Origin of the sequence: Bradyrhizobium sp. LTSP849, from assembly GCF_000938255.1 — a bacterium.
In the GTDB taxonomy this organism is placed as follows: domain Bacteria; phylum Pseudomonadota; class Alphaproteobacteria; order Rhizobiales; family Xanthobacteraceae; genus Bradyrhizobium.
In genome coordinates this window covers 38704-63558 of the sequence record NZ_JYMR01000005.1, presented here as the reverse complement: position 1 = coordinate 63558, position 24855 = coordinate 38704, and the positions used below count along the sequence as shown (strand labels likewise).

Annotated in this window: 15 protein-coding genes and 3 pseudogenes; 5 read left to right on the top strand and 13 right to left on the bottom strand. The window is 62.5% G+C overall.

Translation table 11 applies throughout. The features are described from left to right. The first annotated feature begins 46 nt into the window (after window positions 1–46). A complete protein-coding gene (locus UB31_RS04770) occupies window positions 47–1822 on the top strand; it encodes a B12-binding domain-containing radical SAM protein (protein ID WP_045010006.1) in 1776 nt (591 codons plus the stop codon). 44 nt (window positions 1823–1866) lie between these two features. Here UB31_RS04770 and UB31_RS40200 read toward each other — a convergent pair. Beyond that, window positions 1867–2312, bottom strand: a pseudogene (locus UB31_RS40200) (isocitrate/isopropylmalate family dehydrogenase); the annotation flags it as partial. Between UB31_RS40200 and fusA the strand changes: the two are divergent. Continuing rightward, a pseudogene (gene fusA / locus UB31_RS04760) lies at window positions 2282–2620 on the top strand (elongation factor G); the annotation flags it as partial. The pseudogenes UB31_RS40200 and fusA sit on opposite strands and share 31 nt — an antisense overlap. A 101-nt stretch (window positions 2621–2721) precedes the next feature. Further along, window positions 2722–5595 carry a glycoside hydrolase family 25 protein gene (locus tag UB31_RS04755; RefSeq protein ID WP_082078405.1) on the top strand — a complete coding sequence of 958 codons (2874 nt, stop codon included), beginning with the start codon at window positions 2722–2724 and terminating at the stop codon, window positions 5593–5595. Window positions 5596–5628: 33 nt separating this feature from the next. Here UB31_RS04755 and UB31_RS04750 read toward each other — a convergent pair whose 3' ends face one another. The 3 genes from UB31_RS04750 to UB31_RS04740 all read right to left on the bottom strand — a co-directional run bounded on the left by UB31_RS04750 (window position 5629) and on the right by UB31_RS04740 (window position 9248). Further along, a complete protein-coding gene (locus UB31_RS04750) occupies window positions 5629–6708 on the bottom strand; it encodes an isocitrate/isopropylmalate dehydrogenase family protein (RefSeq protein WP_045010005.1) in 1080 nt (359 codons plus the stop codon). A gap of 133 nt (window positions 6709–6841) precedes the next feature. Further along, complete coding sequence (locus UB31_RS04745) at window positions 6842–7909, bottom strand: alcohol dehydrogenase (RefSeq protein ID WP_045009062.1); 1068 nt, start codon at window positions 7907–7909, stop codon at window positions 6842–6844. Window positions 7910–8051: 142 nt separating this feature from the next. Continuing rightward, window positions 8052–9248: a CaiB/BaiF CoA transferase family protein gene (locus tag UB31_RS04740; protein WP_045008881.1), complete on the bottom strand. Its 1197-nt coding sequence runs from the start codon at window positions 9246–9248 to the stop codon at window positions 8052–8054. A gap of 204 nt (window positions 9249–9452) precedes the next feature. On the opposite strand from UB31_RS04740, the gene glgA reads away from it, so the two are divergent. After that, the gene (gene glgA, locus UB31_RS04735) at window positions 9453–10868 is read left to right on the top strand and encodes a glycogen synthase GlgA (RefSeq protein WP_045008880.1); all 1416 of its coding nucleotides are present in this window, start codon (window positions 9453–9455) and stop codon (window positions 10866–10868) included. 163 nt (window positions 10869–11031) lie between these two features. Here the strand turns inward: glgA and UB31_RS04730 are convergent, their stop codons facing one another. The 5 genes from UB31_RS04730 to UB31_RS04710 all read right to left on the bottom strand — a co-directional run bounded on the left by UB31_RS04730 (window position 11032) and on the right by UB31_RS04710 (window position 17982). Then, window positions 11032–11985, bottom strand: coding sequence for an oxygenase MpaB family protein (locus UB31_RS04730; RefSeq protein ID WP_045010004.1), 954 nt, complete (start codon window positions 11983–11985; stop codon window positions 11032–11034). 108 nt (window positions 11986–12093) lie between these two features. Next, window positions 12094–13389, bottom strand: a complete 1296-nt coding sequence (locus tag UB31_RS04725; protein ID WP_045002864.1) for an MFS transporter — start codon at window positions 13387–13389, stop codon at window positions 12094–12096. A 23-nt stretch (window positions 13390–13412) separates the two neighbouring features. Beyond that, on the bottom strand, window positions 13413–13934 hold the full coding sequence (locus UB31_RS04720; RefSeq protein WP_045002865.1) for a PRC-barrel domain-containing protein: 522 nt from the start codon (window positions 13932–13934) through the stop codon (window positions 13413–13415). Window positions 13935–13956: 22 nt separating this feature from the next. Then, window positions 13957–16161: an amylo-alpha-1,6-glucosidase gene (locus UB31_RS04715; protein ID WP_045002866.1), complete on the bottom strand. Its 2205-nt coding sequence runs from the start codon at window positions 16159–16161 to the stop codon at window positions 13957–13959. Window positions 16162–16218: 57 nt separating this feature from the next. Next, a complete protein-coding gene (locus UB31_RS04710) occupies window positions 16219–17982 on the bottom strand; it encodes an ABC transporter ATP-binding protein (RefSeq protein WP_045002867.1) in 1764 nt (587 codons plus the stop codon). 268 nt (window positions 17983–18250) lie between these two features. On the opposite strand from UB31_RS04710, the gene UB31_RS04705 reads away from it, so the two are divergent. After that, the gene (locus UB31_RS04705) at window positions 18251–19321 is read left to right on the top strand and encodes a glycosyltransferase family 4 protein (protein WP_045002868.1); all 1071 of its coding nucleotides are present in this window, start codon (window positions 18251–18253) and stop codon (window positions 19319–19321) included. 150 nt (window positions 19322–19471) lie between these two features. Here the strand turns inward: UB31_RS04705 and UB31_RS04700 are convergent, their stop codons facing one another. The 4 genes and pseudogenes from UB31_RS04700 to UB31_RS04690 all read right to left on the bottom strand — a co-directional run bounded on the left by UB31_RS04700 (window position 19472) and on the right by UB31_RS04690 (window position 24705). Further along, on the bottom strand, window positions 19472–21403 hold the full coding sequence (locus UB31_RS04700) for an alkyl/aryl-sulfatase (protein ID WP_045002869.1): 1932 nt from the start codon (window positions 21401–21403) through the stop codon (window positions 19472–19474). Window positions 21404–21576: 173 nt separating this feature from the next. Then, on the bottom strand, window positions 21577–22860 hold the full coding sequence (locus tag UB31_RS42930; RefSeq protein ID WP_045003046.1) for a TRAP transporter large permease: 1284 nt from the start codon (window positions 22858–22860) through the stop codon (window positions 21577–21579). Window positions 22861–23103: 243 nt separating this feature from the next. After that, window positions 23104–23445, bottom strand: a pseudogene (locus tag UB31_RS42925) (TRAP transporter small permease); the annotation flags it as partial. Between the two features lie 258 nt (window positions 23446–23703). After that, complete coding sequence (locus tag UB31_RS04690; protein WP_045002870.1) at window positions 23704–24705, bottom strand: DctP family TRAP transporter solute-binding subunit; 1002 nt, start codon at window positions 24703–24705, stop codon at window positions 23704–23706. Window positions 24706–24855 lie beyond the last annotated feature (150 nt).

Sequence of the window (24855 nt, the reverse complement as noted above, 5' to 3'; positions counted from 1 at the left end):
GCCGGGATGTGCTAGGCTGCAAAAGTCTCAAAAAGGGAAGCGATTGATGTCGGCTTCGGTTCTTCAGCCAAAACGCCGCTTCCAGCTGGTGATGATCAAACCGTCACATTACGGCGAAGACGGATATGTGATCCGATGGTGGCGGGCGACTATTCCCTCCAATTCGCTTGCCAGCATCTATGGAATTGCGCAGGAAAGCGACGCACGTCGCGTGCTGGGGCCCGATGTTGAGATCGATATCGAGGCGATCGACGAATTCAGCGCCCGCGTTGACATTTCAAAGCTGGTGGCGCGTTTTTCGCGGCACGACAATTTCGGCGTGGTCATGCTCGTCGGCGTGCAGTCGAACCAGTATCCTCGCGCTCTCGATATCGCCCGTCCGCTGCGCGAAGCCGGTATTCAGGTCGTCATCGGCGGCTTTCACGTCTCGGGTTGCCTGTCGATGCTCGACGGCAGCGCGGTCGATTTGGACGCCTGCCGCGCAATGAAGGTTTCTGTGTTCGCTGGCGAAGCGGAAGGTCGCCTCGATATCGTCCTGCAGGATGCCGCTGCCCAACGGCTGGAGCCCACTTACAATTTTCTCAAAGACTTGCCCGGCATTGAAGGTACGCCTGCGCCCTTCCTGCCGATCGAGAACGTGAGACGAACTTTAGGTCTGAGTACCAGCTTCGATGCCGGACGCGGGTGCCCCTACCAATGCTCCTTCTGCACGATCATCAACGTGCAGGGACGCAAGTCGCGCTTCCGGACACCGGACGATGTCGAGGCGCTGGTCCGCAGCAACTGGAAGCAAGGTGTCTCCAAATATTTCATCACCGACGATAACTTTGCGCGCAACAAGCACTGGGAAGAAATCCTTGATCGCTTGATCTGGCTGCGGGAATCCCAAGGCATCCCCCTTGGGCTTCTGATCCAGGTGGACACACTTTGTCACAAAATTCCAAATTTTATCGAGAAAGCAAAACGCGCGGGCGTGACTCGCGTATTCATCGGGCTCGAGAACATCAATCCTGACAATCTCCTGGCGGCGAAGAAGCGACAAAACAAGATCACCGAGTATCGCAAGATGCTGCTGGCCTGGAAAGATCAGGGCATTCTCACACTTGCCGGGTACATCCTGGGTTTTCCGGCCGACACACCTGAATCGATCCGCAATGATATTGCAATTATCAAGCGCGAGCTGCCGATCGACATACTCGAGTTCTTTTGTCTGACCCCGTTGCCGGGTTCCGAGGATCACAAGAACCTCTGGACCGCCCAAGTTCCGATGGATCCCGATCTTAACAATTACGACCTCGAGCATGTCTGCGCCGCACATTCCCGCATGTCGGAAGACGAGTGGAAAGCGATCTATTGGGAGGCCTGGGCACTATATTATACGCCAGAGCACATGAAGACGCTGCTGCTCCGGGGCGCGGCGACCGGCGTCAATTTAAGTAGCCTGGTGAAGCTGCTCGCTACGTTCTCGTTGAGCCAGAGGCTTGAGAATGTCCATCCGCTGCAATGGGGGATCATTCGCTTGCGCCATCCCACCGAGCGACGTCCAGGTCTTTCAGCCGAGAGCGCTCTCTGGTTTTGGCCAAAGCTGACAATTGAGATCGCATACAAGACGGCAATTGCAATTGCTGCACTGTCACGTCTTGCTGTCCAGGGTCTTAAAATCTCCCGTGATCCAAATCGTCTGAAATACACGGATCAAGCCTTGTCGCGCGCCAGCGACGAGGACGATGAATCGCTCGAGTTGCTGACGCAAACTTCAAGCGCAAAGCAATCCGCAGCTCATCAGAAGAAGGTCTTCAATCTCACGCATGGCGCGGGGTAATTTCATCCGCCAGGACATCGGCGCGCCCTGCATGGGCACACCTTCTACAGCGCGGCAAGCACCGCCTTGGCAATATCCGCGGTGCCGTTGCTGCCGCCGAATTCCATCGGCTTGAGGCCGCCGGCATAGACCTGATCCACCGCGCGCTCGATTTGCTCGCCGGCCTCAGTCGCGCTCTCGACGCCATGTTCTCCATCACCATCACGTCGAAATCCCAGGGCCGCTTCACCAGCATCGCCGATCAGGCATCGACATAGAGCCGATCGGTCTTCACTTCGGGATGATTTTTCGCGATCTCGTCGAAGATGCCGCGGAAGAACGCAAAGGCCTTGAACACGTTCGCCTTGTCGACGCAGGCAAGGTTGCCCTGCTTCTCGCGCGCTTTGCGCCGCTCGGCGAGGCGGAACGAGAACTCGAACAAGCGTTCGGAGGTCCTGCGCGTGATCACCAGCGTCTCGCGCGCATCGTGCGGCGTTCCGAGAGGCGCGCCAGAAGGCAGGGGCGATACTGCTTGAGCCGATCATGAAGATGGAGATGATGATCCCCGACGACTGTGTCGGACCTGTCATCACGGATCTGAATTTGCGGCGCGGACAGGTGCAGGGTCAAGACGCGCGCGGCGACGTCACCGTCATCAATGCGATGGTGCTGCTCATGAACATGTTCGGTTACGTAAGTGACCTGCGCTCGATGAGCCAAGCTCGCGCAACCTTCACAATGGAATTCGATCACTATGCCTCGGCAGCCTCGCTCGAGAATGATCCACCATCTCGGCCTGCGATCGGGATGCGTGCTTGAACGACGCCCCGCGGACTAGGATAGCAACGACGTCGCTCCTGTGAACACTGCTCACGGTGTTGCGCTGCGATAGCAGGCAATTGATCTGCCGGAGCAGAAACATGGCGAGCGCGACCTCTTTCCCACATCTATCGTCATCGGGCACCTTGACAACCTTTGCGGGCGTGACGCCAGATATCTACTTTAATTTGTTTATTTGGGGGGCGATTGTGAGGAAGCTAGCTTTGTTTCTGGTGGCCATTGTGAGCTGCGGGCTGATTGCAAGTGAAGTCGATGCCAAGCCGAAACAGCAGAAACGCCCCGTTGCGGTAACGACGCCCAAACCACCGGCTCCCGCGCAGCCAAAAACGGCTCAGCAGCTCTTTACAGATCCTATCGTCATCCTTGACTCGGACGCCGGCAACAGCAGCGGCGTGAGCATCAAGACGGCGCCGTGGTCTCTCGCCGACAATGACAAGACGCCGAAGCACGTCGACGCGACTTACTACGCCTTCGCGCAGGCACATAAGGAGCCCTTGAACCGCTACGATTTCTACTATCGGCTGGAGATCGTCCCGCAGTTCCGGCAAGGGTTCAGGAACTGCACAAAGGATGCCGACATCGCCGGCTTCTTTCAAAAGTTATTCAAGACCGAAACCGGGGCTCTGGTGACGGTCAAAGCCAATATCCAACACAGATGGTCGAGCAGCAGTGCGACCGACCTTTTCAAGGGTGACGCAGCTCTCGTCCTCGCTGCCAAAGGCGGTGGCATCGATGGCAAACCGGGAGCAGGCTGCTTCTTTGATTTCACGACGCGACCGAGTTTCCCGTGGATCACCTGGAATGGTGGCCGCGCCGATCGCATTCAGGACATGTTCGACGACTTCCAGATCAAGTTCACCGTGGCGGGAGGCAAGACAAAGGATATCGGCGCCGTCAACGCGGTCGTCACCCTATTCTCCAGCTTCAGCGCGGCCGCCAGATGGTTTTCGGTGGCCGATCCGCTCGCGTCGCCCGTTTCCACCGGTACCCAGGCGTTCGCCAACTCGCTCCAAGACGCATTCAAGGGAGCGGGAACAGTCCAGAACCAGGTAACGGTGAGCCACTTCCTGAACGCCTATTTCCCAGATCGAGATGCACAGCATGGGAAAATCCTGGTCGAGATTCCGGACCTGTTTCAGGACGAAAACGGCGGAAGCCGACAGAGCCCGGGAAACCTGGCGATCTATGTCAGGCGCCAGGCTTCGATTGCCTTGCAGGGTAGCGGCAACATCACCCCTGACACGATCTTCGATACGCCCGAGCTGGCCTACCGTCAGTGCGCTATCGGCAAGATAGCTTCAGGCACTTGCGAGGCCGACAACGTCTCGATTCGCAGCGCGATGACGACGGCGTTGAAGTCCGTCGACGGCAATCTTGACCCCAAGAATCCCGCGGCTGCGCTGTTTGATCTCCGGAGCCCGGAGACAAAGCCCAAAGCTATGAAAGCGACCAAGCCGGGCAATGGTGAGAAAGACAAGCAACCCGACGGAGCGACCGATGACCCGCCTGCCGACCGTCGCAAGCTCGTCTACGATATGTGCAAGGGTATGAGAGAAGTATCGCTGCTTCAGCTTCATCTTAGCACGCTCGACGAGATAGCGGTCCGGTGGGCTTTCACCAAGGAGGGTGGCGTTCAGGATGCGCTGGCCGAGGTCAAGAAGGACAAACAAAAAGAGGCGACGTTTCTGGCCGACTTCGGCCGTCCTTGGCAGGAGATCGAGGCTCAATGCTGGAATGAAGGCGACCAACTCTTGTTGGCCGACACAGCCAAGGCGCTCGGAAGGCCTCTCGACGGAAGCATCGAGAATAAGCAGGAGGTGGCGCGAAAGGGTCTCGATCTCATGACTTTGGCCGAGAAGGACAAGGTCTTGACCCAGCAACCAATCGCACCTGCGGCACCCGAAACCGCTTATGTTTTCGACGCTGCGCAACGGGCGAAGTTCGCCAACGGTACATTCGGCTTTGACCTTTCGCATTACGAGATCGATGTGGACGGCAGCCCTCCCGAATGCCGCACCGACCGGCAGCTCTATAACAGCAGCAGCAAGTGTTCCTGCACGGTCGATTGGCAAAAACTGGCGCAACAGGGACTGCGCTACGTCTATTACGAGCACACGGTGGGCGGTAAGCCGGCGGATTTTTCGGCGGGCAAGGTCTGGGCAGAGCTCGAGAGCCTCCATCGCTCAAGGAAGCTATTCCGCGGCGCCTACCATTTTCTGATGCCAAATCCGCCTGGGGTGCCCGCCGGCGATGCGACGGTTCAGGCGGAATATTTTCTCCAGAGCGTTGGCGCGATCGACGGTCACAAACCGGAGCAGCTTTCGCCCGTGTTGGACATGGAGGGGACGCACACGGCCGTGAAGGTCGACAGTGACGAGTTCAAGCAATGCCCGGAAGGCTATCTGCGCAAGTCTGATGACAATCCACCGAAATACACTTGCGATATGTGGTACAAGGTGAAGCGCGAAGACATTGCCGCGCTGGCGCGCGACTGGATCAGCCGGGTCGAGAAAGCGACCGGGAAGAAGGTGATCATCTACACCAACACGGATGATTGGTGGGATTTGGTCATGACCCCGACGAAGGCGGGTGAGGATCTGATCAAGAACCATCCCATCTGGATCGCCCGCTATACGAAGACAGGTCCGGAGCACAATTCGTCATGGGGCGGCTCGGGAGTCAAATGGGGCATGCCGCCACTGCCGGCAGACGCGACCTATCCCGACAAGGCTTACGATATTGCGCACTTCTGGCAATTCACAGAAAGCGGCAAGCTTCGCTTTGAGGACGGAAGCACTGGGAATGGCATCACCTGCAACCGTAATACGTCTTCCAAGACGATCGATTTTAGTTACGTACCTGTCGCGGGCGACGCGTTCGAGAAATTATTCGGCGTAGCCGAACAACCCAGAGAGGTCTCCGCAAACATCGCGGCTTCACCCGGAAAGCGCTAGCCCATTCGGCGCGAAGCGGTGCTCCTCTGACCACTACAGCGCCGCAATCACCGCTTTCGTAATATCCGCGGTGCCGTTGCTGCCGCCGAATTCCATCGGCTTGAGGCCGCCGGCATAGACCTGATCCACCGCACGCTCGATTTGCTCGCCGGCCTCAGTCGCGCTCTCGACGCCATGCTTGTCGGCGAGCCAGTCCAGCATCATCGCGGCCGACAGGATCATGCCGGTGGGGTTGGCCTTGCCCTGCCCCATGATATCGGGCGCGGTGCCGTGACAGGGCTGGAATACGGCGTACTTGTCACCGATGTCGGCCGACGGAGCCATGCCGAGGCCGCCGATCAGGCTCGCGGTGATGTCGGAGACGATGTCGCCGAACATGTTCTCCATCACCATCACGTCGAAATCCCAGGGCCGCTTCACCAGCATCGCCGCGCAGGCGTCGACATAGAGCCGATCGGTCTTCACCTCCGGATGATTTTTCGCGATCTCATCGAAGATGCCGCGGAAGAACGCAAAGGCCTTGAACACGTTCGCCTTGTCGACGCAGGCAAGGCTGCCCTGCTTGCCGCGCGCCTTGCGCCGCTCGGCAAGGCGGAACGAGAACTCGAACAGGCGCTCGGAGGTCCTGCGCGTGATCACCAGCGTCTCGCGCGCGTCCTCGTGGGTGACGATGCCCTTGCCCATCGAGGCGAACAGGCCTTCGGTGGATTCGCGGATCACCACGAGATCGATGCCACGCTGATCGGCGCCGACGATCGGGCTCGGCACGCCCGGGATCAGCCGCGCCGGCCGCACGCCGGCATAGAGATCGAAGATGAAGCGCAGCTCGATCTGCGGCGCGATCTCGGTGTTGTCGGGGTAGCGGACCGACGGCAGGCCGCAGGCCCCTAACAGGATCGCGTCGGCCTCCTCGCAGAGCTTGATGGTGCTGTCCGGCATCGACTTGCCGGTGGCGAGATAATTGTTGGCGCCGGCAGGCGCCTCGGTGAAGCGGAAACGCAAGTCCGACTTCGCCTCGATCTTGCGCAGTACCTCGAGCGCGGGCGCCATGACTTCGGGACCGATGCCGTCACCGGCGAGCACGGCGATGTGGAAGGCGTTGTTTGCGGACATTTCAAGGGCCTCGGGAAGGAGCTAGCCAAGTCGTCATTGCGAGCGAAGCGAAGCAATCCAGAACTGCATCCGCGGAGACAATCTGGATTGCTTCGTCGCTTCGCTCCTCGCATTGACGAGGAGAGAGTGTGGGTTACGGCGTCAGCACCGTGCGTCCGACTACCGCGCCCTGCTGCAATTGCACCAGCGCATCGTTGGCCTTGTTGAGCGGTGCCGTCGTCACCGGGATCGGCGGCACCTTCTTGCTACGGACGAGCTCAAGCAACTCCTGCGTCTCGCGCAGATTTCCGACATAGCTGCCCTGGATCGTCACCGCCTTGATCGGAATCAGCGGCAGTGCCCAGGTCGCTCCGCCGCCGAACAGGCCGACGATGACGAGCTTGCCGCCCTTGGTCAGGCAGTCGAAGCCAAGCTGCGTGGTAGCAGCGTTGCCGACGAGGTCGATTACGGCGCGGATCGGTCCGCCCGCCTTCTTCGCCAGTTGCTCCAGCGCATCCGGTGCCTTGGGATCGACGGTCGCGAGCGCGCCGGCCTTCTCCGCCGCCTCGCGCTTCCTGGCATCGATATCGAGCATGATCGCGCCCTTGCCGCCCATGGCTTTCAAGAGCGACAGGGCCATCAGACCGAGCCCGCCGGCGCCGAACATCACGATCGGCGTATCGAAATGTTGCTCGACCTTCTTCAATGCGCTGTAGGTGGTGACGCCCGAGCAGGCATAGGGCGCGGCCGATGCGGGATCGAGCCCCCTGAGATTGAGAAGATAGCGCGGATGCGGCACCAGCATGTGGTCGGAATAGCCGCCGTCGCAATAGACGCCGAGCGAGCGCGGCGTCAGGCACATGTTCTCGTCGCCGCCAAGACAGGTGGCGCATTTGCCGCAGCCGATCCAGGGATAGACGAGGCCGACATCGCCGAGCTTGATATCACCCTGATCCGATGGCTTGACATCGGGGCCGAACGCCAGGACCTCGCCGACCGTCTCATGGCCCATGGTCAGCGGCAGGTTGATGCCGCGCTCCTTCAGCGACAGCGGCTTGCGGCCGTGGCCGAGATCATAGCCGCCTTCCCAGATATGGAGGTCGCTATGGCAGACGCCGGCCGCCTTCACCTTGATCAGCACCTGCGTACCCGATGGCTGCGGCGTGGCCTCGTCGAACTCTTTCAGCGGCGCCTTGAAATCGGCGACCTTGAAACTCTTCATCGGCGTCCTCCCGGCATATTTCTTGTTGTCGCGCCACCATGCCACGGGCGGCGGGACGAGACAAACCTGTCTAGTTGATCGGCGGATGGTGGCAAGCCGGCCACGCGCAACGCCGCATTGCTGGCCTGCACGAAGCCGCTCGTCAGCCCTGCACGGATGTTTTGCCTGACGGAATTGGCGCGTCGTCGGCGAGGCCAACCTCGTTGCGCAGTTCGCGCGTGTGCTCGCCGAGCGCGGCCATCCTCTCGCCCGGCGTCGTGTCGGCACCGGTCATCCGGAACGGCAGGTTCAGAACCCTGAACGAGCCGCCCTCGTCCTGGACAGCCGACAGCGCCTGCCGGTGCGCGAGCTGCGGATCGGCCAAGGCCTCGGTGATGGTGCGATACGCCGAGGCCGGCACGCCAGCGGCGCTCAAACCGACAAGACATTCATCGGTCGACAGCTGCCGCGACCATGCCTCCACACCGTCCATCATGTCGGCCCAGTTCTCGCGGCGCGCGGCGTAGGTGGCAAAGCGCGGGTCGGCGATCCATTCGGGGCGGCCTATCACGCCCATCAATCCCTGAAACGTCTTCTCGCTCGCGACAGTGATCATGACGTAGCCGTTGGCCGTCTCGGTCGGGCCGAACATCGGACGCGGCGGCGGCTTTACCGCGAATTGCGAGCTCTGCAACTCGATCACCGTCAGCGTCAGCATCGACTCCAGCATGGAGACGTCGATGTGCTGGCCGAGCGCGGTTACCGTGCGCTGGTAGAGCGCGGACGCAATCGCGCCAAAGCCATAGGTGCCGGTGACGACGTCGGCATGATAGATGCCGCAATAGTCGGGACGGCTGCGGCCGGGCTGGTAGGCGAGATGCGCCATGTCGTAGCCGGAAGCCGCGTGGATCACCGGCGCATAGGCCGGCAGCTCGGCCGAGGGACCGGTCTGGCCGTAGCCGGAGATCGAGCAGTAGATCAGCTTCGGATTGACCGGGCGCAGGCTGTCGTAGTCGAGCCGCAGCCGGCGCATCACGCCGGGACGGAAGTTCTCGACGAGGATGTCTGATGTCGCGACCAGCCGGCGGACCGCCTCCCTGCCGTCCTCCGATTTGAGGTCGAGCACGACGCTTTTCTTGCCGACATTGAGCTGGCCGAACACGGTGCTGCATCCCTTGCGCAGCGGCGGCCGGGTTCGCATCGTCTCGCCGCCGTCGGTCTCGATCTTGATGACCTCGGCGCCCATGTCGGCAAGCATCCGCGCGCAATGGGGACCGGCAATGGTGGTCGAAAAATCCAGGACCCTGAGGCCGGCAAAGGCCTTTGTCGTCGTCCCCTCATGCTTATCTGATAGCTGCATGCGTGCCGCGTCCCTGCCTGTGTCCTCGGGTCCCCTAGGAACAATCGATGTTCTCTATCGTTGGTGCGCAGACCCTAGAGGGCGGCGGCTAAGTAGGAAAGTCTTTACCGAACCGACGCGACTCGCGGGCAGGCTTTGGAATCCTGGGGCAACTGGACCCTTTCTTGCATAGCAGCAAACTAGATCGGCAAGGGGCAATCGTTCTTGAGGGTCTTATTTGTTACGACAGAGATGGACGACTTCGTCCGCGTCGGCGGACTTGGTGCCGTTTCTGCTGCCCTTCCCAGAGCCCTTCGTCCGTTCGCAGATATCCGGATCATGCTGCCCGGCTATCGCGACATCATCGAGCAACTCACGCATATACAGATCGTTGGACGCTGCCCGGCATTCGCGGAGATGCCGGCTTGCTCGCTCGGCCGGGCCGCAACCAAGGACGGCCTGCCGGTCTATGTGCTGTTGTGCTCACAACTCTACGACCGACCCGGCAATCCCTATGGCGACGAGTCCGGGCGCGATTGGCCGGACAACGACATCCGCTTCGCGCGCTTTGCCTCGGCCGCCGCTGAGCTTGCCATGGGCAAGCTGGACAAGAATTGGGCAGCAGACCTGGTGCATGCCAACGACTGGCAGGCCTCGCTCGTGCCGGCTTACCTCGCCTGGCGCGGAAGCAAGCTGCCGTCGATCCTGACCATTCATAACCTCGCCTATCAGGGCCTCTTCCCGAAGGACTCGTTGCGACGGATCGGCGTGCCCGAGAGCTCCTTCCACATCGACGGCGTCGAATTCTACGACCAGCTCTCCTTCCTCAAGGCGGGGCTGGTCTATGCCTCGCACCTCACCACCGTCAGCGGCACTTACGCGCGGGAGATCACCACGTCCGAATACGGCTGCGGCATGGAGGGCCTGTTGCGCCTGCGCTCCGATGCGGCCGAGCTCACCGGCATTCTCAACGGCATCGACGAGAGCTGGGACCCGCGCTCCTGCGCCCAGCTCGCGCAACAATTCGGCGCCGGCGACTGGGTCGGCAAGAAGGCCAATGCGGATTATGTGCGCAAGCAGTTTGGGCTGGCGGTGTCGCGCGGCCCGATGTTCGGCATCGTCGCGCGCCTCGTGCACCAGAAGGGCATCGACCTCGTGCTGGCGGCGGCCGACGAGATCGTCGACGCCGGCGGGCAGATCGTGGTCACCGGCTCCGGCGAGCCGGCGCTGGAGCAGGCCCTGATCGATGCACACCGCCGTCGTCCCGACGCGATCGGCGTTACGATCGGCTTCAACGATGCCCAGGCCCGCCGCATCTTCGCCGGCAGCGATTTCACCCTGATGCCGTCGCGCTTCGAGCCGTGCGGATTGAGCCAGATGTACGCCCAGCGCTTCGGCTCGCTGCCGATCGGCCACCAGACCGGCGGGCTCGCTGAAACCATCAGCGACGGCGAGACCGGCTTTTTGTTCTCAAAACCCTCGCACGAGTCTTTCCTCGGCGGCGTCCGCCGGGCCTTCGAGGCTTTCATGGCCCAGGACCAGCTCGACTCCATGCGCCGCAGCGCCATGGGACGCTCGTTCTCCTGGAGCATCTCGGCCGGCAGCTACAACGCGCTGTACCGGAAGCTCGCGGCGGTGTGAGAGAGCACCATACGCCACTCTATCCCCCGTCACCCTGAGGTGGCCGCTCCTTCAGCGGCCCTCGAAGGGCGACGGCCCGGCTGCAGTTGCGGGGCCGTGCATCCTTCGAGGCTCGCCGCGCAGTGCAAGTGCACTGCGCAACTCGCACCTCAGGATGACGGAGCTAAGACTCCCTACCCCGCACGTCCATTTGCGGCCGTCCGATCCAGGCACGGTTGAGACAGCGGGTCATCCAATCCGGCTCAGCTCTGCCATTCAGCCGCGCCTGTGCTTCCTGATAGGGACCGACGTATCGCAGCCGATCGGGCAGTTTCGGATAGACGCGCTTGATCCATCTCAGCGCGCGGTCGGCTACCATCTTGTCCCGATCGTCGAGCTCAAACCCAATACCCGCGCGCAAGCGCTCCGGCAGCAGGCTCGCGGTGAGCGCGCGATACCATCGCGGCGGCCGCAGCCATGGACGGGCGCCGGTGAAGATTTGTGCCGCGATCTCGCGCGCGGCCGGACTGACGGTCAGCGTGTCCGACTGCGCCATCATTGCAGTGTAGGCTGCGAAGCCGGCCCAGTCCGCCGGCAGATCATCCGCCGTCAGTCCGAACAAGGCGCCGAACGTCCGGCTCTCGGTCCAGTAGCGTTCGCGCTCGTCCACCGAGAGCGGGGGCAGGACCAGGTCGTGCGCCATCAGCGCGGTCTCGACCAGCGTGGCGTGGACCCAGCGCAGCGACGGAATGTCGTTGGCGCAGTAGCGCGAGCCGGCCGCGAACGGACCGACCGCTTCGGGCATCTCGCCGACGATCATGCTGTGACGCCGGTGCAGCTGCCGGGACGACAGCATGGCGCGGTCGAGCGAGCCGAACACCATGGCGAAGACGATGTCGAAGGTACGATGGAAGCGGCCGATCGGATCGGCAAAAGTGCGCGAATGCTCGGCGATGGCGGCAGCGACCCAGGGGTGGGCGAGCTGAAGCAACAGCGCGCGGCCAGCACCGAGGAAGATAACGGCCTCCCGGTCGATCTGCCAGGTCAGCGAGGCCGGACCGAATACGCCGGCCACCGGCCCTACCGCGTGAGCCCGAACCTGATCGAGGGCAGATTCCAGATCGTTCTCGGACACCACTTGCAGGGCCTTTCGACTGCGGACCGAGACTGACAATCCGCAGGGCCTGTGGCAATTCGATGAACGACGATGTTCGTCTTGATTTCGGAGAGCCGTTTCGGGCTGCGATCATACCGTGCGCCGCGTCTCCGGCATCACCAGCAGGATCAAGAGAAAGCCCATTGCGGCGACGCTCGCCAGACCGACGAAAGCGGTGGCATTGCCGAACTTGTCGCTGACATAGCCGCCGAGCACCGTGCTCAGTGCCGCGCCGATGCCGGTCGCGGTGCCGACGATGCCCTGCGCGAGGTTGAAATGGCCGCTACCGAAGGCGACGTCGGCCACGATCAGTGGGATCATCACCGCGAACACCGCCGCGGTGAAACCGTCGAACACCTGCACCAGCACCAGCAGATAGGGATCGCGCACCGTTGCGAACAGAAGGCCGCGGATCGCCAGCGCGCCGAAGCCGATCAACAGCAGCGGCCGCCGGCCCCAAAGCTGCGACTTGCGCCCGACGGTCGGCGACAGCAGCGCCACGATCGCTTGCGGTACGACAATGCAAAAGGCGACAAGGACCGTCGCCCATTGGCTCGACCGCGCCGTCACCGCGCTCGCCATCAGCGGCATCATCGCGGCGTTGGCGAGCTGCAACAGCAGCACGCTGAGTGCGAACACGATGAGCGGCCGCTGCCGCACCAGATGCCAGATATTGGTGTCGCCGCGATCTTCCGCCTCGCGCGGCATCTCGCCATGACAGCGCGCGATGTCGACCTCCTCCTCGCGGATGCGCGACAGCGCGATCAGGGTCGGGATCGCGAGCAGGAAGGTGACCAGGAACACCGAACGGCTCGACAGCAAATAACCGGCGGTGCCCATCACCGCAGCCGCGACGCCGTTGCCGAGCGAAGCGAAACGCGCGTTGCGGCCGAGCCGCTCGCCGATCGCGAATGGACCGACGAGACCAAGGCTGATCGCCGCGATCGCCGGCCCCAAAACGCAACTCGCCGCCGCATGCAGCGTCGCCGCAGCCACCACCACGGGGAAGATCGGCATCGCCGCATAGGCGAGCGCGCAGCAGCCGATGGTCACGATCGCAAGTCCGGCGACCAGCCGCTCGGATTTCGCCGCGTCGATGATCGCGCCGCCCGGCATCTGCCCAATCAAGGCAACGATGCCGCCGATCGACAGCACCAGGCCGATTTCGACCTGGGTCCATTTCTGCGTCGTCAGATAGACCGCGATGAAGGGACCAAATCCCGTCTGCACGTCGGCAAGAAAGAAAATGAACCAGTCAAGGCCGCGCAGGCTCCGACGCGACGGCGCCGGAATACCCGCGGCCGATTGCAGGCCGGCGACATTGTCCTGCGCAACGCGGCCGCTGCGATCCTCGGCTGCACGGTTCGGCTTTCTCGACAACAGCACAGGCGCCCATCCCTCCCCGCGCCTCACTGAACCGCTTGCAGCGGTTGCAGGCTGCCGGACGCGCCGAGCACGACCATCGGCGTGTCTTCCTTGTATTCCGGCGCGGCCGCGACCTGCGCCTTGGTCAATTCAAGCGTGATGCTGTCCTTCTTGTTGACGATCTTGCCAAACCGCATCGCGTTCCAGTCCACCACGATCCTGCGGCTGCCGACGCCGAGGAAGCCTCCGAAATCGATGACGGCCGCACGCACGCGTCCGCTCCGATCGACGATGACGTCGACGATGCGGCCCATGTCCTCGTTCGCCGCGCTGAGCACATCACGACCTAGCACACCGTGCGCATCGCTCGCGCCGATGATGGTTACCGACGGCGGCGGCGCGGCATCCTTTGGCGTGACGGGCACCACCGAGGCTGGCGGCTGTGCCGTCGGCGGCGCATTCGCTTCAGTTGGAGCCGCGGGTGGCTCATCTGCGGCGCGCGACCCTGCGATCGTCAAGCCTGCGACGATCGCAACACTGAGAAACAACCATCCGATCGCACGCATATACCCTCCTCGCGGCGCGTCGCTATCGCGCCAGCACGATCGACACCTGGATTTGCCCGCGCGTGCGGAGCACTTCCAGCGCCACGTCGTCACCGTGGCGGCTGACGCGCAGATCGACAGTGGACTCGCCCAATCGCAGGTCGCGCAGAATGACCTCGTTCAAAAACGCCGGCAGATGTGGGTTGCGCAGCCGGATCTCGCTGCGGCCGACATCGAACTCGATGCCGAGCGCCGCCTCCAGCAGTGTGAACGGCGTCGCGCTGGCCCAGGCCTGCGGCGCGCAGGCGACCGGATAGAGCGTCGGGCCGCGCCGCTTCTCGCGCCGGAAACCGCAGAACAATTCCGGCAGCCGGCGCAGATCCATGTAGGTCGCGGCGTCGAACAGCCCTTTGAAGAGATGTGCCACTGAATGCTTGAGCCCGTACTGCGCAAACCCGAGCGCAATCAGCGCGTTGTCGTGCGGCCAGATCGACCCGTCATGATAGGACATCGGGTTGTAGCGCACCTCGCCCTGCGCGACTGTGCGGATGCCCCAACCGGAGAAGAAGTGCGGCCGCATCAGGTCGGCGGCGACCAGGCGCGCGCGGTCCTCCCGGATCATGCCGCTGAACAGCACCTGCCCGGCATTCGACGTCCGCACCTTGCAAGGCCGCTTCCTGCCATCGAGCGCGAGCGCATAGGTGCCGAGCTCCTCGCACCAGAACGCCTTCTCGAAGCGCTCGGCCAGCGCCTTGGCTTCGGCCTCGAGCTTCTCGGCGCGGTCAGGCTTGCCGAGCCGCCGCGCGCAACGCGCCGCGAGCTGCTTGGCGGCAAAGACGTAGCCCTGGACTTCGGCGAGCGCGATATTGCCCTCCGCGAGCTGGCCGTCGGCATGGAAGATCGCATCGTAGGAATCCTTCCAGCCCTGGTTAGCGAGCCCTTTTTCGGTAGCGCGTTGGTACTCGACAAAGCCGTCCTGATCTGGATCGCCGGGCCCGTCGATCCAGGCGAGCCCCGCCTCGATCGCGGGCCACAGCTCGACCAATGTCTTCTCGTCGCCGGTACGCTCGACATAGCGCCCTGCCAGCAGCACGAACAGCGCGGTCGAATCTACGCTGCCGTAATATTGCGAGAACGGCACCTCGCCCAGCGCCGCCATCTCGCCGCCGCGCATCTCGTGCAGGATCTTTCCGGGTGCGGCGTCGGCGAGCGGATCGACCGCCTTGGCCTGGAAATGCGCGAGCCGCCGCAGCACGCCCTTCGCCACCCGCGGGTCGACCCACAGCATCTGGAGCGCGGTGATCAGGCCATCGCGGCCGAACGTCGTCGAGTACCAGGGGATGCCGGCATAGGGATAACGCCCCTGCGGGGTCTCCGTCATCAGCATGTTGAGGTCGGCCATGGCCTGGCACAGCACCTCGTTAAAAATATTGTTGGAGGTCTCGACGCTGGCTGCGTGCGTCGTCAATTGGCGCATCTCGCGGCGGTGCGCGAGCAGGCCCCTGAAGAAGCGCGCCGGCTTTTCCGTCAGCGGCCGGTTGCAGGATGCGGCCACGAACAGCGATTTCGACTCATGCGGATCGAGCTCGAGCTGCCAGCTGGCAGAATTCACCGACAGCTGGGTCGGGCGCGGATCGAAATGCAGGCCGGTGGTCCGCTCGGCATCATCGAGGCCACGATAGTCGAATAGCACGTCGGTCGGCCCCAGCAGCCGGCTCGCGCTGGTGCCGCGGCGCGGGCGCCGCTCGCCGCGGACCTCGAAGAGGTCGGCAAAGTCGTTGTCGAACAGCAGCGTCAGTTCAAAACTGGCGCGGCGGTCGCCATGGTTCTGCACTCCGATGCGCTGATAGGCGGTGCCGCGCCACAGGAAGATCGTGCGCACGATGTGCAGAAGATCCTTTTGCAGCACGAGGCTGCCCTGACGGTAGATGTCGGGGTTGGTGAGGTCGACCGTCAAGGCCGAATTGTCGTCGCGCAAGTTCGAGCCGAGTAGCAGCGGTTGAAGGTCGTCGAGCACGAGTTCGAGCCGCGCGAGGTAGCGCGTGTCGTGGTGGAACAGGCCGTCCGGCCCACCGGCGGACGCGCCGATATCTCCATGGCTGTCGAGCACGATAAAGGTGTCGTCGTGCTTGAGCGAGCGCCGCGGCCGCGCTGAGGGCCCCGTCATCGGAATATAGAACGGCTGCTCCGCGACCTGTTCTACGGTCCGCGAGACGGAGACGAACTTGGTGACGACTTCAGCTGCCATAAAGTGCTCCCCTGCGTTTGTTTCGAAACGCAACCAACGCGAACGCAATTGTCGGATTTACGCTGCGAATTTGGCGAGCCGGCTCATCTCTTGCGTGACGAGTTCGCGATAGGGCCCCTGGCCCTGCATCAGGCGATCGGGCGCACCGTCCTCGATGATCTTGCCTGCTTTCAGGACGATCACGCGGTCGAAATTGCGCAGCGTCGCCAGCCGATGCGCAATCGCAATCACGGTCCGGCCGCGCATCAGGCGCGACAGGGCCTCGCGGATCGCTTCCTCCGATTCACTGTCGAGCGCCGCGGTCGCCTCGTCAAGCAGCAGGATCGGCGCGTCCTTCACGAAGGCGCGTGCGATGGCGATACGCTGGCGCTGGCCGCCGGACATTTTCACGCCGCGGTCGCCGACCATGGTGTCGAGCCCCTCCGGCAGACTATCGATGAAATCGCAGCGTGCCGCGATCGCTGCGCGCAGCACCTCGTCGTCGGTCGCATTGGGGCGGCCGTAACGGATGTTCTCGCGGATGGAACGGTGGAACAGCGAAATATCCTGCGGCACCACCGAGATGGCCTCGCGCAGGCTCAGCTGCGTCACCATCGAGATATCCTGGCCGTCGACGGTGACGTTGCCTTCGTCGGCATCGTAGAACCGCTGAAGCAGCGTGAACAATGTCGACTTGCCGCCGCCCGACTGGCCGACCAGGCCGACGCGCTGGCCGGGCTGAAGCCGCAGGCTGAAGCGCTCGAAGATCTTTACACCGCCGGGATAGCCAAAGGTGACGTTGTTGAACGCAATCGCGGCGCCGCTCTTGACCAGCGGCTCGGCCTCGGGGTGATCGCGCAACTCATGCGGCACCAGCAGCGTCGCGATCGCCTCGGTCAGCCGCGCGACATGCTGGGTGACGTCGACCAGCGCCACCGCGAGATCCCGCGTGGCGTTCAGGATAGAAAGGCCAAGCGTACAGACCAGCACGACATCGCCGGTGGTCGCCTCGCCGTCCTGCCAGAGCGTGATGGCCCAGGCCATCAAGCCGACGGTCAGCACGACGGTAATGCCGGCATGCGTGAGTCGCAGCTTCTCCAGATAGCGCAGGCTGCGGCCGCGCGCGGTGAGTTCCCGGTTCACGGTGGCATCGAACCGCTCGTGCTCGTGGCTGATGCCGCAAAAGGCGCGGACCAGTGGCATGTTGCTGATGACGTCGATCATCTCGCCGTCGACAACGGCGGCCTTGTCGGCAAAGTCGTCGTGGAGCGGCTTGCCGGCGGCGGCAAGACGGAACATCGCAGCCACCATGCCGCCGGCGATTACAATCAGGCCGAGCGCCATATAAGGGCTCACGGTTCCAATCAGCGCGATGGCCGCAACTGTGGCGATGCACGGCGGCAACACATTCCAGACGAACATGTTCTCCACGGTGAACACGGCGTTGGATGTGGCGGTAATGCGGCTCGTCAGCATGCCCGGCATCCGGTCCGAGAAATAGCTCGGCGCGTGCCCGGTCAAATGGCGGAAAATGTCACGGCGCAGATCGCCGGTGACACGGACGAAGGTGAAGCTCGCGGTCCAGCTCGCGATCCGCCACAGGAAATTGTCGGCGGCGATCAGCGACATGAGGAAAATGAATGCCAGCCATACGCCGCCGCCATGCGAGGCCCCGGCCGATAGACTGTCGACGAGGGATTTGACGCCGTACTGCGTGCCCACCGAACAGGCAACTGCCGCAACGACAGCGGTCAGGATCACCAGATGCGACGCCAGACGATGCCGGAGATAGCGCAAGACAAAGGCAAATGGCCTGCGCGCGTATCCAGAGAGATGATCCATGTGGCTGCGACCCTGTTATTTCTACTTTTGTTACTGGTCGAATGAACATCGACCACTTCGCCTCGGTTCCCGGGCAAGCCATCACGACATGCGGATGCGGACGAACTGAGAAGCGGTGATGGCAGCATCGAGACGCGTGTGCGATGTGGCGAATAAGTAACGTTCGTTGAGAGGAACTTCGCAACTGCGGGAACGTTCCCTTGGCTGGCATTGCCGGTGCCGCACACACTGGGGTTTTAACGTTCATGATCGCAGAGGAGATGGCGAGATGCGCATCGCGCAGGTAGCTCCGTTAACGGAGGCTGTTCCACCCAAGCTGTATGGCGGCACCGAGCGGGTGGTGCACTGGTTGACGGAAGAGTTGGTTGCCCTTGGTCACGACGTGACACTATTCGCCAGCGGCGATTCGCAGACGTCGGCAAAGCTGGATGCAACCTGGCCGCGGGCGCTTCGGCTCGACGGTTCCGTGCGCGATCCGAACGCGCTTCACATGGTGATGCTGGAGCGGGTGCGGCAGAAATGTGACGACGAGGAGTTCGACTTCCTCCACTTTCATCTCGACTATTATCCGTGGTCGCTGTTCTACCGGCAGCCGACACCGTTCCTGACCACGCTGCATGGCCGGCTCGACCTTCCCGAGCATCAACCGGTGTTCAACACCTTCTCCAAAGTCCCGGTGATCTCGATCTCGAACGCGCAGCGGCGGCCGGTGCCGCAGGCGAATTGGGTGAAGACGATCCATCACGGCCTGCCGGAGAATTTGCTGACGCCGAAGCCGGCTCGCCAAGAATACCTTGCCGTGCTCGGCCGCATCGCGCCGGAGAAAGGCGTCGACCGCGCCATCAAGATCGCGATGAATTGCGGCATCCCGCTGAAGATCGCGGCCAAGGTCGATCGCGCCGACCAGGACTATTATGACGAGCTGATCCGGCCGATGATCGAGAACAATCCGCTGGTGGAATTCATCGGCGAGATCGGCGATCACGAGAAGTCGGAGTTCTTGAGCGGCGCGCTCGGCTTGCTGTTGCCGATCGACTGGCCGGAGCCGTTTGGGCTGGTGATGATCGAGGCCATGGCCTGCGGCACACCGGTCGTCGCGTTCAACCGCGGCTCGGTGCCGGAGATCATCGACGAGGGCCTCACCGGCTTCGTGGTCGAGGACATCATCAGCGCAGCCGGCGTCGTCAAACGACTTCCGCAACTGGACCGCGCCGCGATCCGCAAGCAGTTCGAAACGCGCTTCACGGCGCGACGGATGGCGCTGGACTATCTCGCGGCGTATCGCAGCCTGACCGAGGCCCAGGCGCCGCGGATCAAGCTGGTAAGCAGCGCGGAGTAGACAACGCCGCATCCACACGATCGCTGTCATGCCCCGCGAAAGCGGGGCATCCAGTATTCCAGAGGCGAAGAGATTCAGAACAACAGCCTCGGCGTACTGGATCGCCCGGTCAAGCCGGGCGATGACAGCAAGTTTGTGGCGGCAGTTCGCCTACCCCACCACCGCCCGCCTCGGCTCCACAATCTCGAACATCCGTGGAAACTCGTCCATCAGGCCCATCAGCTCGGCCAGCCGCATCGGATTACCAGCAAGCTTGACCTTGCCGGCAGCCACAGCTTCCGGAAAGCTCGTCAGCTTCGCGATCACCTCATCGAGCGTCGCACGCGCCAGCGTGAAGCTGGCATCCGCGCCTTCGGCTTGCACACCCTCGGTATAGGTCAGCGCGCAATTCTCTAAATTGAGCACGAACGTCTCGCCGGTATCCGAAAAACTCCAGTTCAGCACGATGTGCTTGCCCTCGGCCTTGGGTCCGTTGAGGCGGATGCCGAGCACGTCCCAGAGCTGTGAGGTGCGTAGCGCCGCCAGCGTCTCGCGCGGCATCGGCGGGCGTGGCGGCGTTTTCGGCATGCCCTGGCGCAGCTCCTGCGCGCCGAACAGATAGGCGTTGCGCCAGGTCGCGCTCTCGGCGACATAGCCGAGCTGCTCCAGCGTATCCGCAAGCAGCGTCCGCGCCGCCGCGTTGTCCGGCTCGGCAAACACGAGATGGCCGAGCGCCTGCGCTACGAAGCGGAATTCGCCCTTGTCAAAATCCTTACGTGCGCGCGCGAGGATGGCGTCCGCGCCGCCCATATACTCGACATATTTCTTGCCGGATTCCACCGGCGGCAGCGGGTCAAGATTGACCGGATTGGCATCGTACCATCCGAGATATTTCTGATAGATCGCCTTCACATTGTGCCGGATGTGGCCGTAATAGCCGCGACCGTGCCAGGCTCCTTCGAGACTCTTCGGCAGTTGAATGGTCTCCGCGATCTCGGCCGCGGTCAGGCCATGGTTCATCAGGCGGATGGTCTGGTCGTGCGCGAACTTGTAGAGATCACGCTGCTGCCGGATCATGGTGCCGATGCGCTCGCGGCCCCACACCGGCCAGTGATGCTGGCCGCACATCGCCTCCGCCTTGCCGTCCCAGAGCTGCAAGGCCTCGTTGAGGTATTTTGACCAGGCCAGCGCATCGCGCACGTCGGCGCCGCGAAACGGCAGCAGATTGTGGAAATTGTGAGTGCAGTTCTCCGCGAGGTTCAACAGCTTGTAGCGCGGGATGAAGAAGTGCATCTCCGCCGGCGCTTCGCTGTTGGGAGCCATCTGGAATTCGAATTCGACGCCGTCGATCACGCGCCTGTCCCCGGTCGCCATAATCAGATCGGTCGGGCGAAGCAGCGCAACCGAGCCCGCCGCCATCGACTTGCCGAGGCCGCAATCGACCTGCCCACGCACACCCTTGGCGAGGAACGGCCCGAACTGGTATTGTGCCCGGCGCAGCATCGCCGGTCCCGCGATGATGTTCTCGGAGACCGCGTGCTCCATGAACAGGTTCGGCGCAATGATCGGTACGCGGCCGGTGGCGAGCGCATCCTCCTCCAGCACGCCGCGCGCGCCGCCCCAATGATCGGTATGGGTGTGGGTGAAGATGACGGCCGCAACCGGACGGGCGCCCCGATGCTTGTAATAGAGATCGAGCGCGGCGCGCGCACCCTCGGTCGAGGTCAGGGTATCGACGACGATGACGCCGCTGTCGCCCTCGATCAGCGTCATGTTGGCGATGTCGAGCCCGCGCACCTGGTAGACGCCCGGCACGACCTCGAACAGGCCGTGATTCATGTTGAGGCGCGACTGTCGCCACAGGCTGGGATTGACGGTCGGGGGCGCCTGTTCAGTGGACAAGAAGCCGTAGGGCTCGAGGCTCCAGACCGTCCGCCCCTGCGGATTTGAGACCTTCGCATTCTCGATCGTGCCGAGGAAACCACGCGCGGCGTCATCGAAATCCCGCGTGTCGGAAAACGGCAGCGCATTCAGCATCGCCGTTTGCTGCGCGATCACGGACGACGTTGCGTCCTTCGGCTCGCTGCTGGATGTGTCTGTCATCTCTATCCTCCCGGCTTTGTTGCGGCATCTAACCGCATCTCGCGGTTGATTGCCATCACTGGCGGAGGAGTAATGCGTAGCCCGGATGGAGCGAAGCGCAATCCGGGGCCTTCTATCGAGCTGCGAGAGAGACCCGGATTACGCTTCGCTCCATCCGGGCTACGACGTGCGGCTCAATGCATGCCCAGCACCCGCGGCAGCCACAGCGTCAAATCGGGCCAATAGGTCACGATGACGAGGAAGCCGAGCATGGTGAGGAGCCATGGCATCACCGCGACAGCGAGCTCGGTTATTCGCATTCGCGCTATCATCGAGGCGACATAGAGATTCAATCCGACAGGCGGATGGCAGAGGCCGACCTCCATGTTGACGTCCATCACGATGCCGAAATGGACGAGGTCGATGCCGAGCTTCTTGGCCGCCGGCGCCAGGATCGGCGCCATGATCAGGATGATCGAGTTCGGCTCCATGAAGTTGCCGGCGAGCAGCAGCAACACGTTGACGACCAGCAGGAAGCCGACCCAGCCGAGGTTCTGCGCCGCGATCCAGTCGGCGAGCGTCGACGGCAGGTTCTCGTTGGAGAGCACGAAGGAAAACAGCACCGCATTGGTGACGATGTAGAGCAGCATCGCACTGGTATTGGCGGCACGCAGCAGCACCCGCGGCACGTCCACCATCTTGATCGCCTTGTAGACGAACACCGCGATGACGAAGGAGTAGACCGCGGCCATCGCGGCCGCCTCGGTGGCCGTGAACAGGCCGCTGTAGATGCCGCCGATGATGATGACGACCAGCATCAGGCCCCAGATGCTCTCGCGGAAGGCGTGGAGCGTCTCACCCCAGCTCGCCTTCTTCATCCGGGGATAGTCGCGTTTGCGTGCCAGCCACCAGGTGACGATGCAGAGCATGGTCGTCAGCAGCATGCCGGGGAGCAGGCCTGCGACGAACAGCGCCCCGATCGAGGTATTGGTCGAGACCGCGTAGACGATCTTCGGGATCGACGGCAGCATCAGGATGCCGAGCGAACCCGCGACCGTGATGATGCCGGCGCCGAAGCGCATGGGATAGCCGTGGCGGACCATCTCCGGCAACACGATGGCGCCGATCGCCGCGACAGTCGCCACGCTCGAGCCGCAGACCAGTGCGAACATCGCGCAGGCGACGATGCCGGCAAGGCCGAGGCCGCCGTGCCAATGCCCGATCAGCGAGGTCGCGAAATTGATCATGCGGCGCGCGACGCCGCCATGGGTGAGGAAATTGCCGGCGAGGATGAAGAACGGAATCGCCATGATCTCGAAGCCCTCGATGCCCGTGAAGAGCTTCATCGAGACCGCTTCGATCGGCACCGTCGTCAATGTGAACAGGAACGTCATCACGGTGAGACCGAGCGCAATCGACACCGGAATGCCGGTCAGCATCAGCGCAATCAGCAGCGCGAACACGGTGAAGGCGCGCAGCCAATGCGGCAGCACGACGACGCCAAACTTCTCGGCAAGGCACATCGCGAAGATCAGGATCGGCGCCATGATCAGGATCACGCCAAGCGGCGAAACTTTTCGCGCAGCAGCTCTCGTCGCCGCGCCCGCGGGCTGCGGATGCAGCGCGGGCGAGATGTCGGCCTCCACGCCCTCGACATGGGTCTCATCATGGTGCGGCAGCTCGCCGGTCCAGTAGTAGAACCACGAGACCTGGAGGAAGCGGAAGCACATCAGGCCGGAGCCGAGCGGGATCGCCAGATAGACGAACCACATCGGCGCTTCGAGGTCGTTGGACTGCTGTCCGGTCTTGAACATCTCGGAGACAAAGGAAGCGCCGAAGGCGGCGATCATGCCGGTGAACAGTGCGCCACAGAGCAGCGAGAACAGGATGACATGCTTGCGCGAATGTTCGGGCAGGCGATTGACGAGGAGATCGACGCCGACATGGATGCCGGTGCGCACGCCATAGGCCGCGCCGAACTTCGCCATCCAGATGAACATGTAGATGCAGAGTTCCTGCGCCCAGGAGAGATCGAGCTCGGACAGGAAGGTGAACACCGCCATCGACAGCGTCGCGAGCCAGGTCAGCCCGTGCGCGGCGGCCCATCGCGAGAACACGATCGACTCGCCGGCGCCGTAGCGGTGCACCACGGCAATGAAGATCAAACCCGTTGCCGCCGCAATGAGCGTCGCGATCAACCATTCTTCGAGATGATTGAGCGCACTATTGAGCACGCGAAGCAAATCAAGTCCCCCATATCAGATCGAAACGGCCGGGAGCGTTCACTCCCGACCGTTCTTGTTGTTTTTTCGGAAGCGCCGTCAGTTCATCTTGACGTCGAGTTCCTTGGCGACGAGATCGAGCACTTCCTGCCCGACCCGGCCCTTTGCCCAGGTATAAGTCGGCCGCATCGCTTCCTGCCATGCCTTGCGATCGGCGTCAGTCAGATAATGCAGCGTGGTCTTGCCGGCCTTCTTGATCTCGGCCAGCGCATCCTCGTTCTCCTGATGCGCGATCAAGTTGGTGTAGTCGGTCGCGTCGTTCATCGCCTTCTCGAGCTGGGCGCGGATGTCAGGCGGCAGGCCGGACCAGAATTTCGAGTTGACAATGACAGCATACTGCAGATGCGCGTGATAGGACACGGTGATGTCCTTCTGCACCTCGTAGAATTTCTGCGTTAGATAGTTCGAGGCCGTGTTTTCGCAGCCGTCGACCACGCCGGTCTGCAAGGCCTGATAGACTTCCGAGAACGCCATGATTTGTGGGATCGAGCCCATCAGGCGGAAATACTGGTCGGCGATCTTCGATCCGGAAATGCGGAACTTCAGGCCCTTGAAATCCTCCGGCTTCATCAGCGGACGACTGGAGGAAACCATGTGAAAGCCGTTGTCCCAATAGGCAAGCCCGGTGATGCCCTTGGCTTCCAGTTTCTGGAACAGCCATTTGCCGATCGTGCCCTTCATCGCATTGGAATAGGTCTCGTCATCCTTGAACAGCCAGGGCAGGTCGAGCGCCTCGAATTCCCTGATGCCGAGCGGCGCGAATTTTGCGGTCGAGGGCGCGAGCATCTGCACCGAACCGAGCTGGAGCGCCTCGATCTCCTCCTTGTCCTTGTACAGCGAGGAGTTCGGATAGACTTCGATCTTGACCTTGCCGTCGGTATACTTCTCGGCAAGCTCCTTGAACTTCAGCGCGCCCTTGCCCTTTGGCGTATCGTTGGCGACGACGTGGCTGAATTTGATGACAATCGGGGCCTGAGCCTGGACGGCAGCCGGGACCACGAGAAGAGACGCGGCCGCGACTGCAAAAAGCAGCTTGCGCATGAACTAACCTCCCAACAACCTCTAAAACCGGGTTCTTTTTTTGTTTTCCGGCTTCAGTAGTGGCAGCAATCCACCACCCGAACAACTAGACCTAAGCCCAATTTGCCGCAGCCAAGCTATCTTGACGGCTGTTGGATACGCAACCCGGCG

Bases quoted from the DNA above. Each gene is read 5' to 3' on its own strand.
- UB31_RS04750 (WP_045010005.1), bottom strand. From the start codon at position 6,708: ATGTCCGCAAACAACGCCTTCCACATCGCCGTGCTCGCCGGTGACGGC.
- UB31_RS04700 (WP_045002869.1), bottom strand. From the start codon at position 21,403: ATGACAGACACATCCAGCAGCGAGCCGAAGGACGCAACGTCGTCCGTG.
- UB31_RS04770 (WP_045010006.1), top strand. From the start codon at position 47: ATGTCGGCTTCGGTTCTTCAGCCAAAACGCCGCTTCCAGCTGGTGATG.
- UB31_RS04690 (WP_045002870.1), bottom strand. From the start codon at position 24,705: ATGCGCAAGCTGCTTTTTGCAGTCGCGGCCGCGTCTCTTCTCGTGGTC.
- UB31_RS04720 (WP_045002865.1), bottom strand. From the start codon at position 13,934: ATGCGTGCGATCGGATGGTTGTTTCTCAGTGTTGCGATCGTCGCAGGC.
- UB31_RS04710 (WP_045002867.1), bottom strand. From the start codon at position 17,982: ATGGATCATCTCTCTGGATACGCGCGCAGGCCATTTGCCTTTGTCTTG.
- UB31_RS04740 (WP_045008881.1), bottom strand. From the start codon at position 9,248: ATGCAGCTATCAGATAAGCATGAGGGGACGACGACAAAGGCCTTTGCC.
- UB31_RS04715 (WP_045002866.1), bottom strand. From the start codon at position 16,161: ATGGCAGCTGAAGTCGTCACCAAGTTCGTCTCCGTCTCGCGGACCGTA.
- UB31_RS04755 (WP_082078405.1), top strand. From the start codon at position 2,722: ATGGCGAGCGCGACCTCTTTCCCACATCTATCGTCATCGGGCACCTTG.
- UB31_RS04745 (WP_045009062.1), bottom strand. From the start codon at position 7,909: ATGAAGAGTTTCAAGGTCGCCGATTTCAAGGCGCCGCTGAAAGAGTTC.
- UB31_RS04705 (WP_045002868.1), top strand. From the start codon at position 18,251: ATGCGCATCGCGCAGGTAGCTCCGTTAACGGAGGCTGTTCCACCCAAG.